General features: G+C 32.0%; 6 protein-coding genes and 1 pseudogene. 3 read left to right on the top strand and 4 right to left on the bottom strand.

From position 1 onward, the window contains the following. Nucleotides 1–3 precede the first annotated feature (3 nt). Nucleotides 4–693: a RadC family protein gene (radC, locus tag ABTV69_RS02055; RefSeq protein WP_433833801.1), complete on the bottom strand. Its 690-nt coding sequence runs from the start codon at nucleotides 691–693 to the stop codon at nucleotides 4–6. Between the two features lie 106 nt (nucleotides 694–799). Between radC and ABTV69_RS02060 the strand changes: the two are divergent. Further along, nucleotides 800–1,428 (top strand): annotated as a pseudogene (locus ABTV69_RS02060) (DUF1287 domain-containing protein). Between the two features lie 91 nt (nucleotides 1,429–1,519). Here ABTV69_RS02060 and ABTV69_RS02065 read toward each other — a convergent pair. Continuing rightward, nucleotides 1,520–2,875, bottom strand: coding sequence for a UDP-N-acetylmuramate--L-alanine ligase (locus ABTV69_RS02065; RefSeq protein WP_433833803.1), 1,356 nt, complete (start codon nucleotides 2,873–2,875; stop codon nucleotides 1,520–1,522). A 215-nt stretch (nucleotides 2,876–3,090) separates the two neighbouring features. Here ABTV69_RS02065 and ABTV69_RS02070 point away from each other — a divergent pair, with 215 nt between their 5' ends. Then, a complete protein-coding gene (locus ABTV69_RS02070; RefSeq protein WP_433833805.1) occupies nucleotides 3,091–5,889 on the top strand; it encodes an MG2 domain-containing protein in 2,799 nt (932 codons plus the stop codon). 68 nt (nucleotides 5,890–5,957) lie between these two features. After that, the gene (locus ABTV69_RS02075; RefSeq protein ID WP_433833807.1) at nucleotides 5,958–9,590 is read left to right on the top strand and encodes an alpha-2-macroglobulin family protein; all 3,633 of its coding nucleotides are present in this window, start codon (nucleotides 5,958–5,960) and stop codon (nucleotides 9,588–9,590) included. Nucleotides 9,591–9,777: 187 nt separating this feature from the next. Here the strand turns inward: ABTV69_RS02075 and ABTV69_RS02080 are convergent, their stop codons facing one another. Both ABTV69_RS02080 and obgE read right to left on the bottom strand, forming a co-directional pair. Next, entirely contained in the window at nucleotides 9,778–11,922 is a 2,145-nt protein-coding gene (locus ABTV69_RS02080; RefSeq protein ID WP_433833809.1) for a S46 family peptidase, read from the bottom strand. Nucleotides 11,923–12,158: 236 nt separating this feature from the next. Further along, nucleotides 12,159–13,160: a GTPase ObgE gene (obgE, locus tag ABTV69_RS02085; protein ID WP_433833811.1), complete on the bottom strand. Its 1,002-nt coding sequence runs from the start codon at nucleotides 13,158–13,160 to the stop codon at nucleotides 12,159–12,161. Nucleotides 13,161–13,204: the final 44 nt, after the last annotated feature.

The following is a 13,204-nucleotide window of genomic DNA, read 5'->3' on the forward strand; positions in this document are numbered from 1 at the left end:
GTATTAAAAAATTCCTTCATCTACAAAACTATAATATTTTGATTCAGTTATAATCAAATGATCTAAAACTTTAACATCTAATACTTCTCCTGAGGTTTTAATTTTCGTTGTAATTTGTCTATCAGCATTACTTGGCAGTAAAGCACCCGAAGGATGATTATGGCACAGAATCAAGGCTGTAGCGCCGTTTTCAAATGCCAATTTAAAAACCAAGCGTACATCTACTATTGTTCCTGCAATGCCGCCTTTACTCAATTGCGTTTTACAAATCACTTTATTGGAATTATTAAGAAAAAGCACCCAAAATTCTTCATGCGGTAGCTCGCCTATAATTGGTTGCATTAACTCAAAAACCGATTTGCTAGAAGTTATACTTTTTAATTTTATTACCTCTTCACTTCTTTGTCTTCTTCCTAATTCTAAAGCAGCTACTATAGCAATAGCTTTAGCCTCCCCTATTCCTTTAAATTGCATTAATTGAGAAATAGACATTTTGCCTAAAGCATTTAGATTTTTTGAAGATGCTAAAATTCTTTGGCTTAAAGCAACAGCAGATTCATTCCGGCTTCCTGATCCAATTAAGATCGCTAATAATTCAGCATCACTTAAAGCGACTTTTCCTTTAGCCATTAATTTTTCTCGAGGTTTATCGTCTTCTGACCAATCTTTTATAGCAAAATGACCTTCATTCATAATCATAAAATTTAGGAAGCGAATATAAATCAAAAACAAGAAAAATCTTTCAAATATTGACATGCATTTTGAAAGTTATTATATTTAAAAAATAAAACTTTTGAAAATGAAATCATTACAATTCAATCTTTTATTCTTTATTTTCATTTTATGCCAACAAAAAGAATCAAAAGCTTTGGTGGTTTCAAATTATGCTGAACCTAAAAATTTCTCTGAAAAATTATCCCAAGCTGCTATCTCAATAATTGATCCGTCGATTGATTATGATCCAGCTTATTTTAAAATTGACTATCCAAACGGAGATATTCCAAAAGGAAAAGGTGTTTGTACCGATGTTATAATTCGTTCGTATCGAATTTTAAATATCGATTTGCAAAAGAAGTTCATGAAGATATGACTGAAAATTTTTCTCTGTACCCAAATCTAAAAAAATGGGAAATGACAAAAACCGACACCAATATAGATCACAGAAGAGTTCCTAATCTAGAAGTATTTTTTGAAAGAAAAGGCACAAAATTACCTGTAACTCAAAATGCGTCTGATTATAAAACTGGAGAATTGGTAACTTGGATGATCCATGATAAACTTCCTCACATCGGAATTATAACCAATAAAAAATCTAAAGATGGAAAACGTAATTTAATTGTTCATAATGTAGGAGGCGGACAAGTTTTAGAAGATTGTTTGTTTGAATATAAAATCGTCGGGCATTTTAAATACGAAAAAGCTAATTAGAAAATGTGGCAATTAGAAAATGAGATAATTCAAAAAAAAATGTGCCAACTGCAAAGCAATTGACACATTATCTCATTGACTAATTTTCTAATTATTGAATCAATCCTTTTACCTCGTCAAAGTTTAAACCTCCGTAATTTCCTGAACTCATTAATAAAAGTGCAGCATTGTCTAAATTCAAATTGAATAAATACTCTTTAAATTCAACTGGATTTGTATAAATAATTAAATCTTTTCTGTTGAATGCTGTAGCGATTTGCTCATAAGTTACTTCTTCCAATTGTTTGATTTTTACCGCGTCTGGCGAATAAAAAACAACCGCAACATCTGCATATTCTAAAGCCCCTTCGTATTCTTTTAAAAATTCAGCATTTAAACTGCTATACGTGTGTAATTCTAAACAAGCTACTAAAGTTCTGTTCGGATATTGTTCTTTTACCGCTTTTGTTGTTGCAGCCACTTTACTTGGCGAATGCGCAAAATCTTTATACGCTACCTTTCCTTTTCCTTCAGCAATTTTCTCTAAGCGTTTAGAAGCACCTTTAAAACTTGCAATTGCTTCGTAGAAATCAGCTTCGTCAACACCCATATTTTGACAGATCCATTTTGCTCCTGCCAAGTTATTTAAGTTGTGCGCTCCAAAAACTTCAATTGGCATATCGCCTTCTGGAGTTTTTAATAATGTAACGCCATCATTTACCGAATATTCTGGAGTCGAATACGCAATTTTTCTAATCGGATTTGTCGCTGCTTCAGCAACACGTTTTACTTCAGAATCATTTTCGTTATAAACTAAAATTCCGCCGTTTGTAATTTTTTCGATGAAAATCTCAAACTGCTCCACATAATTTTCATAAGTCGGGAAAACATTAATATGATCCCAAGCAATTCCAGAAATCAAAGCAATGTTTGGTTGATACAAATGAAATTTCGGACGTCTATCAATTGGTGAAGACAAATACTCATCGCCTTCTAGCACCATAAAATCATTTTCTTCGGTCAAATGTACCATGGTATCAAATCCTTCCAACTGTGCTCCTACCATATAATCGACAGCAATATTATGATAATGCATTACATGAAGAATCATCGAAGTAATTGTGGTTTTACCATGAGAACCGCCAATTACAACACGCGTTTTATTTTTAGATTGTTCATATAAAAATTCAGGATACGAATAGATTTTCAAACCTAATTCTTGCGCTTTTAATAATTCAGGATTATCAGCTTTTGCGTGCATTCCTAAAATAATAGCATCAATATCTGAAGTAATTTTTTCTGGAAACCAGCCCATTTCAGCAGGAAGAATTCCTTTTTTCTCTAATCTTGATTTTGAAGGTTCAAAAATAGCATCATCACTTCCTGTAACTTGGTACCCTTTATTATGTAATGCTAATGCCAGATTGTGCATAGCGCTTCCGCCAATGGCGATGAAATGTGTTTTCATTTAAAATGTTTAATCGTTAAACTGTTTAATCGGTTAATCGAAATGGCAAATAACTAATCAAACTTCGTAATTATTCTTCAAAAATAAGGAAATATAATATGTCACATTTGGTTTTGGAGATAAATTAGTACTTTGTACGAAAATTATTTTTAAATAATTCATCAAGGCTCCCAACCTTTTTTGAATTTTAAACATCTTTAGATTAAACTCTTTCTATGAAAAATATACTTTTTGTATTCTTATTGGTTTCTTCGGTGCTTTTTGGTCAGCAAAACGATAAAAAATGGGACAATGTTATTGGTCTTGAAAATGAAGGAAAAGTAAAATCTGCCAATGAAATTGTCTCTTCAATTTACAAAAAAGCAATAAATCAGAAAGATGAAGTCCAAATGATAAAATGCTTTTTTTATCAATCTAAATATTTACAGATTTTAGATGAAAATGCACAAACAAAAATTATAAATAATCTTAAAACAGATATTAATCGAGTTTCTACACCATCAAAAGCAATTTTGAATTTGGTTTATGCTAAATGCTTATCTGATTATTATAATCGAAACAATTATAACATTAATCAAAGAACCAATGTTACCGAATTGGATGATGATTTTTTAAAATGGACTAAAAGTAACTTTGTTTCTCAGATTGATCTTGCTTTAAAAAATTCTTTGGAAAATGAAGCAATTCTCAAAAATACCCCACTAACAAAATACGAAGCTATTTTTGATTATTCTACTATAGAAAAATTCAAAAAATTAAATCTCTTAAATTATGTTATTGCCGAAAACATCTCTATCCAATCACAAAAAATTAGGTTATACGAGATCAATAAAAAGGATTTAGTAGCTTATAAAAAAGGATTTCTAGGAAGTGCAAATGATTTTATAAAATCAAATTTTGATTCTGTTTCTAATGAAAATCTTAGGGTAGTTTTGAAACTTTATCAAAAACAAGAAATTAATAATCCCTCATCCGAAAACATCTGGCAAAGAATTCTGTTCAGTAAAACTTTGGTTGATTTTGATGAAGAATATATCAAAGCATTGACATCATTTCAAAAAAACACAAACGATACTGTTGTAATTCAAAACATTCAACTTCAAAAAGCATATTATCTAAATGAGAGCGTTTCAAAAGCAACAAATTCTGATCATAAAATAAAAGCTGTCGCTATTTTAGATAGTGTTATAAAAATCAACAACAAATCTAATGCATACAAATTTGCCATTCAAACAAAAGACAATATTCTTTTAAAGGATTTAAACGTTCAGATTCGAAAATATATTTACAACAAAGAAAACACAAGGGCATACATTCAGTACAAAAATGTCGAAAATCTAAAAATTTCATTTTACAAAATCAGTCAGACAGAACTTCAGCAATTTATAAAATACAATTTGCCAAAAGAAACTATCAAAGACAGTATTGTTTACAACAACAAACCAATTGCGACAAAATTATACTCACTTAAAAATAATAAAGATTATCTGCAATATTCGACAGAAGTTATCCTTCCCAAACTAGAAACAGGATCTTATTTAGTTTATTTTGAAAGCGAATCTAGTTCAGAAAACCTAAAAGCATCTGCTTTCGAAACGATAACGGTTTCTAATTTTATTGTGATTGCTTCTCAAAATAATGTTTCTGAAAATTACCAAGTTTTAGATCGAAAAACCGGACAGCCGTTAGAAAATGTAGCCATTACATCTCCATCTTTTAACATTAAAACCGATAAAAATGGTATGGCGGTGTTCAAAAAAGTAAATATCCAGAATTTTAATAATGAAACAATTACTTTATCATCTTCAAATGACACACTTAGTCTTTCTAAAAATTACATTCAGTACAATAAGGAATATGGTGACAAAACAAATGAAAAAATAGAATTTGATGGTGAAGTAAAATTTTATTTAGATCGAGCTATTTATCGTCCTGGACAAACTGTATTTTACAAAGGAATTGCTTTTCAAGAAATAAAAAACAAGGCCTCGATTGTTCCTTATACCTCATTTGACATTATTATAGAAGATATTGATTCTAATGAAATTAAAAAAATTCAAGCAACTACTAATGAATTCGGATCATTTTCAGGAGAATTTGCTTTGCCCAAAACAGGTTTAACTGGTAATTTTTCTATTAGAGCAGAAGAGCCTATAGATTATGAAAAAGATAAAATATACGATAAAGAAAAAGAAGAACATCCTTTTTGGGAAAATGTAAGTCTCAAAGATTCGAAAACCTATTTTAAAGTTGAAGAATATAAACGTCCAAAATTTGAAGTTACATTTGACCCTAAAAAAGACAGTTTCAAGCTTGATCAAGCTATAAAAGTACATGGAAATGCTAAAGCTTTTGCAGGAAGCAACATTTCTGATGCGAAAGTAACCTATAAAGTAATCCGAAAAACAAATTATTCTAGAGAGTATTACTCACAAGAAAGCGAAGTATTAGAAACAGGTGAAACGAAAACTGATGCTTCAGGGAAATTTACAGTTGATTTTATTGCAATTCCTTCTAAGAATGCAGTAAAAGAAAAACTTCCTGTTTTTTCTTATGATATAGAAGCGACAGTAACTGATATTAATGGAGAAACTCATGATGCGAAAACCACAATAAAAATTGGTTATCACGATTTAGAATTAAATGCATTAATAGCAAATGAAATTACTACAAAAGATAAAAACGAAATCAAACTAACTAGTACAAACCTTAATGGCGAATCAAAAGAAATTGAGGGAGAAATAAAAATTTATTTTCTAGCTCCTCTTTCTTCAAAATTCAAATCAAGAATTTTTCCTCAACCAGATATTAAAAGTATTTCTGACTCAGAATTTGAAGCATTATTCCCATATGAAAACGACAATTTAATAGACTTAAAAACAAGTGAAAGCTTATTATTTTCGAAAAAAATTAATACTCCAAAAGATCAAAATTTTGCACTAGATTTTATTTCCAATTATACATCTGGACATTATAAAGTTGTCTTTTCTGCAAAAGATAGTTTTGAAATTTAATTGAGAATATTTCCAACTTTAAACTTATCCAAAGCAAAGATAAATTCGATAATAGCCGTTTATGCACAATGGAACAAATAAATTCTGATGCGGCAAAAGATGGTTTTGCTTTAATAAAATTTAAATCTGTTATTCCTGATCTTTATTTAACTGTAACTGCAAATTTTGATGGGGAAGTATTTTCAGAAAACACATATCATATTGAAAACCACGAAACCACAATTAAAATTCCTATAAAAAAAGAATTTGAAAAAGCAATCTCTGTCGATTTTATAACTGTATTTGAAAACGAGAAATTTGACAATACGATGGTTGTTTTTCTAAAAACAAAAGCACCAGAATTAAAATTTAATGTAGAAACTTTTAGAAGTAAAATACAGCCCGGAGAAAATGAAAATTGGTCGTTTAGATTGACTGGAATATCAACCAAAAATGAAGCTGAAGTTTTGGCTTCAATGTATGACAGCTCTTTAGATCAATTTACTACAAAAAACTGGGAAACTTTATATAATAGGCAATACAATATTTCTAGAAACCATAAATCTGTTTTAGGAAATGAAAGAATCTACAGTTACATTAATAACTTAAATGCTCCCCAAAAAAATATTGAGATTAAAAATGAAAATATTAAACTTATATGGTTTGGTTTTGATTTCAACAATCAAAATTACAATGCACTCTATCTCCAAAGAGAATACCAACGACAATTAACCAAAAAAGCAAAAAAACCTTTAAATGCTAAAATGATTTCTGGTATTGTATTAGATCAGTATAATCTCGAATTGCCAGGGACATCTATTACAGTTAAAGGAACTCAAAGAATTACAACAACGAATTTTGAAGGATATTACGAAATTGAAGCGAGTGAAAATGAAGAACTTGTTGTTTCTTTAGTTGGTTTTAAAAGTAAAATTGTTAAAGTTTCAAAGAGCAAAACAATTGATGTCGTATTGCAAGAAGAAAATTCTTCAAACTTAAAAGAGGTCGTTGTTACGGCTTATGGCACTTCTCAAAAGAAACGATCTTTATCAGCAGCAGCAAATTACATGGTTGTACAGGAAGACAATAGTGTATATAATACAGCAGGTATAGAAGATGTTTTAAACGGAAAAGTCTCTGGCGTAAGTATAAGTGACTCAAAAATAATGATTCGGGGAATGGCTTCAGCGCCAAACGCAAAACCATTATTTATATTAGATGGAAAAATTGTAACCGATAGTGTTATTTCCAATTTAAATCCCAATGACATTTTGAATATGTCTGTGATAAAGGAAAATGAAGCAAAAGCTTTGTACGGAAGCAGAGCCGCAAACGGTGTTATCATTGTAACTTCAAAAAAAGCAATGGAAGAACTAACACAAGTAAAAGCAAGAAAAAATCTTTCTGAAACTGCTTTCTTTTATCCACATTTAAAAACGGATGCAAAAGGAAAAGTAAGTTTCAATTTTACTTCTCCTGAAACTTTAACCGCTTGGAAATTGCGCTTATTGGCTCATAATAAAGATGCAGTTTCGGGTTATTTAGAAAAAAGCGTTATCACTCAAAAAGAATTAATGGTTTTACCGAATTTTCCAAGATTTTTTAGAGAAAAAGATACTATTGTAATTAGCGCTAAAATTTCAAATGTTACCGCTGAAGCGAAAACAGGAATTGCAAGCCTACAGTTTTTTGATGCTGAAACGATGCAGCCAATCGATGCTAAAATGCTGAATGCGAAAAACATTAAAAACTTCACAATTCCAGCTTTCGGAAACACAACTACAAATTGGACTATTGCAATTCCAGAAGGATTGCAAGGTGTTCAATATAAAATCGTAGCCAAATCGGGTAATTTCTCAGATGGAGAAGAAAACATTCTTCCTGTTTTAACCAACAATATGCTCGTTACAGAAAGTATCCCTGTTTGGGTTCGTGAGAATTCAACTAAAGAATACACTTTTGATAATTTAAAAAACAATAATTCAAATACTTTAAAAAATCATCAATTCACACTGGAATATACTTCTAATCCAACTTGGATTGCCGTTCAATCATTGCCTTATTTAATGGAATACGAACACGAATGTGCCGAACAAACTTTCGCACGTTATTATGCGAATGCTTTGGCTTCAGAAATTATTTCGAACAATCCGAAGATTGCGACTGTTTTTGAAAATTGGAGAAAAAGTGGAAAACCAAATTCTAAATTGGAAGAAAACGAAGAACTGAAATCATTAATCTTAGCCGAAACACCTTGGCTAAATGATGCTCAAAGTGAAGATGAAAAGAAAAAAAATATGGCTCTTTTATTCGATTTAGAAAAAATGAAAACTTCTCAAGAAGCTACTTTTGACAAGTTAAAACAAAAACAAAAACCATCTGGAGGTTTCGGTTGGTTTGACGGAAACGATGAAAGCGAATATATCACAAGACACATTCTGGCTGGTTTAGGTCATTTACAAAAACTAAGTAAAGACAGTGTTTCTAAAATCGATGAAATTTCCAAAACTGGAATTCCATTCTTAGACAATAAGTTTTTAGAATATTATAAAACAAGAACAAAAAATTTAAAAGCAACCCATAAGTTAATTTGGATTAATCCGTATTCTGATCTTCATTATCTATATACAAGAAGTTTTTATTTAGAAAAACATCCTCTTTCAGACACTTTAAAAAAAGCAACAAAACTGTATTTGGAAACTGCCAAAAAAGACTGGCTGAATTATTCTATTTATGAAAAAGGTTTAGCAGCTTTGACTTTAAATCGTTTTGGAGAAAAAGAAAGCGCTAAAAAAATCATTGAAAGTTTAAAAGAGACTGCCTCAAATAACGAAGATTGGGGAATGTATTGGCTTGCCAATAAGCCAGGTTGGTTTTGGTATCAAGCGCCAATAGAAACTCAGGCATTATTGATTGAGGCTTTCGCCGAAATAACGAACGATACTAAATCTGTAGACGCGATGAAGGTTTGGTTATTGAAAAACAAACAAACTAAGAACTGGCCCACAACAAAATCAACAACCGAAGCCATTTATGCATTACTAATGCAAGGAACAGATTGGCTTTCTGTGAAAGATAATACTGTAATTAAATTGGGAGATGAAAAAATCATAACCAAAAAAATGTCAGAAAACGAAAAAGAAGCCGAAACAGGTTACATCAAATTAAATTGGAAAGCTGAAGAAGTAAAGAAAGAAATGGCTTCGATTAAAATTCAAAACAAATCTAAAGTTCCAGGTTTTGGCGGTGTGTATTGGCAGTATTTTGAAGATTTAGATAAAATTAAAAACAATTCAGGTTCTGTTTTATCGGTTTCAAAAGAATTGTATTTAAAGAAAAGCACTGTAAAAGGAGAAACTTTAGAAAGAATTACAAGCAAAAATCCTTTAAAAACAGGAGATTTAGTTACGATTAGATTAATTATCAATTCTAAAGAAGACACAGAATATATTCATTTAAAAGATATGCGCGCTTCTTGTTTTGAACCTGTAAATGTACTTTCGCAATATCAATACAAAGATCGATTAGGATATTATATGAGCACAAAAGATGCCGCAACACATTTCTTTTTCGATAAAATAAACAAAGGAACTTACGTTTTAGAATATGATATTCGAGCAAATAACAGCGGAGAATTCTCAAACGGAATCACAACAATTCAAAGTATGTATGCACCAGAATTTGCGAGTCATACAAAGGGGATTCGGGTAAAGGTAAATTAAATTCCAATTTTGAAATTTCAAATTCCAAAAAAAAGAAAAACCTTTTGTCAGGCTGAGCGAAGTCTAAGCACTTCCGGACTTAAAAGCCTTCGACTTCGCTCAGGATGACATCCATTATAACTACAATTAAGCATAAAAAAACCCGACAGTTTAAAACTGTCGGGTTTACTTTTATCTAAACTTGAGATTATTTAGCAATCGTCAATTCATCGATAATGTTTTTAGCACCAGCGTATTTGTCGATAATCCAAAGTACATAACGAATATCTACGTTAATAGTTCTTTGTAATTTAGAATCGAAAATTACGTCTCCTGCCATAGCTTCGATATTTCCGTCAAAAGCAATACCGATTAATTCTCCTTTTCCGTTAAGAACTGGCGAACCAGAATTTCCACCTGTAATATCGTTATCAGTTAAGAAGTTTACTGGCATATATCCTGCTTTATCAGCATATTGTCCGTAATCTTTTTTCTTGTTTAATTCTAATAAACGAGCTGGCAAGTCAAATTCCTGATCTCCTGCTTTGTATTTTTTAACCATACTTTCCATTGTAGTATAGTTATTAATTTTAGCATCGTTACGAGGATCTGCAGGTAAAGCGCGAACTTTTCCGTAAGTCAACCTCAACGTAGAGTTTGCATCTGGATATTGAATTGCGTTCAATTTAGACTCTCTTAAACCTTCTACCAATTTACGGTAAGCAGTTGCAAAACCGTCATCAGCTTTTGCTTGGTCGTCTGTTTTAGAACGGTATTTTGTCAATAAATCGTTAGAAATAATATACAACGGATCGTGTACAATTGCCAATGGTTTTGGATCAGCCAAAAATGCTACTACTTTTTCTTTATTTGTAAAATAACTAATCTCTGTTGCTTTTGCTACATCTGCAGTAAAATCGCCATTGTTAGCTGTTTTCATTTTTGCAACTTCTGGAGCAATTCCGTACTCTGCACCTTTAGAAGCGTATAAATTCAATTGCGCTGCAAAGATCTCTTTTTCTAAAGGAGCATTAAACTCACCATAGATTGACTCAACCATAGCATTGATTTTAGGAAGCATTTCAGCTTTTTTAGCATCATTTTCTTTGTAATAAGCTATTAATGCATTTCCTAAATTAGCTGGTCCAGTTGCATAACTTGAAGTACGTAAAAGCTGCATCAAATAATTATCATGACGTGCTTTTAAGTTTGTTTCTCTGTAATAATCGTTAATAGTAGGAATTACATTCTCATATTTTTCTTTGTTAGCGGGTTTGCTTGCCCACTCGTAGAATTTATCTTCTTGTTCTGCTTTTGTATCTACAGTTCCAGCTTTTGTTAAAGCGTCGATCATACCTTGACGGTTTTTCCAGTAATTTGCTGTCGAAGCATATTTAGAAGCGTACTGTAAACGAACAGTTGCATCTTTATCCATATACTTTTTCATAACGTCCATTCCTGTTTTTGCACCTTCAACCCAAGCAGGATAAGCATATTTAATGTTTTGCTCGATTCCGCCTGCTGGCATCCAACGGTTTGTTCTACCTGGATAACCTAAGATCATGGCAAAATCATTTTCTTTTACGCCTTTTAAACTTACTGGCAAATAGTGCTTTGGTTGCAATGGCACATTGTCTTTAGAATATGCAGCAGGATTTCCATCTTTATCTGCATAAACTCTAAACATAGAGAAATCTCCAGTTTGACGTGGCCACTCCCAGTTGTCTGTATCTCCACCAAATTTACCAACGCTTTCAGGAGGAGTTCCCACTAAACGAACGTCTGTGTAATCTTGGTAAACGAAATAGTAATATTCATTTCCTTGAAAGAAAGGACGAACAGAAACAGTGTATTTTCCGTTCTCACTATTTTCTTTTTCGATTAAAGCAATTTCTTGCTGAATAACTTTGTTTCTTTCTGTTTCTGTCATTGTATCATTTACTTTTGACAAAATTCTTTTCGAAACATCATCCATACGCACGAAGAAACGAACGTATAATGATTTTGGCTTCATTTCGGCACTTTTGTCTTTTGCCCAGAAACCATCTTTCAAATAGTTTTGCTCAGCTGTTGAAAGTTCAGCAATTGCATTGTAACCACAGTGGTGGTTTGTTAAGACCAAGCCGCTTTTAGAAACAATTTCAGCTGTACATCCTCCGTTAAATTGTACAATTGCATCTTTTAAACTGTGATGGTTAATACTGTAAATTTCTTCAGCTGTCAATTGCAAGCCCATTTTTTCCATATCTCTATGGTTCAATCTTTCGATAAACATCAAAAACCACATCCCTTCATCAGCTCTCATCGGGAAAGCCATAAGGCACATGGTCAAGAATAAAATTACTTTTTTCATGTTATTTTGTTTAAGTGATGCGAATATAAGCCATTTTGACAATTATTTCATCTTACAGAAACCTAAAATTAAATTTGACAAGAGATTTCCAGCGGTTTATTACGAATTTAACATTCTTTCAAACAAAAAAAAGGTGTTCAAAATTGAACACCTTTTTGGTTTGTAAGTTACTACACTGCTAAGTTTCTAAAAGTCTAAGTTTTTCTTTGAACTTAGTAACTTAGAAGCTTAAAATTTTATTCGTTAAGCATTTTCCAAAGTCTGTCTTTCAAATCTGTTAGACCTTGTTGCGCAACAGATGAAATAAACATATAAGGAACACCTTTGAAAGAAACATCTAGCTCTGCTTTCAATTCAGCTTTCAATTCATCATCCAGCATATCGCATTTTGAAATTACGACAAGACGTTCTTTATCCAGCATTTCAGGATTATACTTTGTTAATTCGTTTACCAAAATATCATATTCTGCTTTGATGTCTGCTGTATCAACAGGAATCAAAAACAATAATGTAGAGTTACGCTCGATATGACGCAAGAAATAATGTCCAAGACCTTTTCCTTCAGCAGCTCCTTCAATAATTCCAGGAATATCGGCAATTACAAAAGACTGAAAGTCTCTATACGCAACAATTCCTAAGTTTGGTTTTAAAGTCGTAAACGGATAATCTGCAATTTTTGGCTTTGCCGAAGTCAATACAGACAATAAAGTAGATTTTCCAGCATTCGGAAAACCAACTAGGCCAACATCGGCCAAAACTTTAAGTTCCAGAATCACATCCATTTCTATTCCAGGCAAACCTGGTTGTGCGTAACGAGGTGTTTGGTTGGTAGAACTTCTAAAATGCCAGTTCCCTAAACCTCCCTTTCCTCCTTTTGCCAGAATCTTTTTTTCTCCGTGTTCTGTAACTTCAAAAAGTGTTTCACCAGTTTCTTTGTCTTTTACAACAGTTCCCAGTGGCACTTCAATAATTTTATCTTCTCCGTCTGCTCCTGTGCTTCTATCAGAACCTCCATCTCCACCGTGACCTGCTTTAATGTGACGCGCAAACTTTAAATGAAATAATGTCCAGAGTCCTTTATTTCCAACTAAATACACATGTCCTCCACGGCCACCGTCTCCACCGTCTGGACCACCTTTTTCAATAAATTTCTCTCTATGTAAATGCGTAGAACCTTTTCCTCCTTTTCCGGAAGAAACATATATCTTAACGTAATCTACAAAATTCCCTTCTGTCATTGTTTTTGTTTATCTGTAGTTCCAAATTTCAGGTTTCACGTTTC

This window comes from Flavobacterium anhuiense (genome assembly GCF_050990855.1).
Lineage (GTDB): Bacteria > Bacteroidota > Bacteroidia > Flavobacteriales > Flavobacteriaceae > Flavobacterium > Flavobacterium anhuiense_C.

Coding starts and splice junctions, on each gene's coding strand:
- ABTV69_RS02075 (WP_433833807.1), top strand. CDS start 5,958: ATGGAACAAATAAATTCTGATGCGGCAAAAGATGGTTTTGCTTTAATA.
- ABTV69_RS02065 (WP_433833803.1), bottom strand. CDS start 2,875: ATGAAAACACATTTCATCGCCATTGGCGGAAGCGCTATGCACAATCTG.
- ABTV69_RS02070 (WP_433833805.1), top strand. CDS start 3,091: ATGAAAAATATACTTTTTGTATTCTTATTGGTTTCTTCGGTGCTTTTT.
- obgE (WP_433833811.1), bottom strand. CDS start 13,160: ATGACAGAAGGGAATTTTGTAGATTACGTTAAGATATATGTTTCTTCC.
- ABTV69_RS02080 (WP_433833809.1), bottom strand. CDS start 11,922: ATGAAAAAAGTAATTTTATTCTTGACCATGTGCCTTATGGCTTTCCCG.
- radC (WP_433833801.1), bottom strand. CDS start 693: ATGAATGAAGGTCATTTTGCTATAAAAGATTGGTCAGAAGACGATAAA.